This is a genomic window from Pseudomonas citri (genome assembly GCF_025336485.1).
In the GTDB taxonomy this organism is placed as follows: Bacteria; Pseudomonadota; Gammaproteobacteria; order Pseudomonadales; family Pseudomonadaceae; genus Aquipseudomonas; species Aquipseudomonas citri.
This window is the reverse complement of sequence record NZ_JAODAB010000063.1, coordinates 1-611: the sequence shown is the minus strand read 5'-3', so window position 1 is coordinate 611 and position 611 is coordinate 1. Positions and strand designations below refer to the sequence as shown.

Sequence of the window (611 nt, the reverse complement as noted above, 5' to 3'; positions counted from 1 at the left end):
CCTTGGGTGCGCAGCACTTCGCGGTGCAGGCGGTCGCGTTCGAAGTCGCTGATGACCTGGCCGTCGAGGTTGATCTGGTGCAGGTGTCCACTGCCGTAGTACAGGCGATTGACCCAGCGGCCATCGGGCAGTTGGCTCTGGATCAGGTTGCCGAGTTCGTCGTAGTGGTGTTGCAGGTTGCCGGCGGCGCTGTTTTCGGCGAGTAACTGGCCGAGGGCGTCGTAGGCGAAGCTCAGGCTGTGCGCGTTGCCCTGCACGTCGATGAAGGTGACGGCGATGAGTTGGTCCAGCGGGTTGTAGGTGTATTCGGTGCGGCCATCGTCGGTGACTTTGGCGACCAGCCGACCCACGGCGTCGCGCTCCAGGCGATGGACGATGGGCGCTGGTGGCGTTTCGGGAATGATCGCCAGGCCGGTGCCGTAAGGCGCTGGAATGGCGGTCACGGAGGCGACGTTATCCAACGGGTCATAGGTGTAGCGCTTGGCGCTGCCATCGAGGTCCTGTTGCTCAGCCAACCGATCCTCACTGTCCCAGGCAAACCGATAGCTTTCCCCATTCTCATTGGTCAGCGCCTGCAACCGCCCGAAGCTGTCGTAGGCGAACTGCACCTG

Annotated in this window: 1 pseudogene; it reads right to left on the bottom strand. The window is 63.2% G+C overall.

The features are described 5' to 3' along the window. Positions 1-611: pseudogene (locus N4Q37_RS27655) on the bottom strand (RHS repeat-associated core domain-containing protein); the annotation flags it as partial.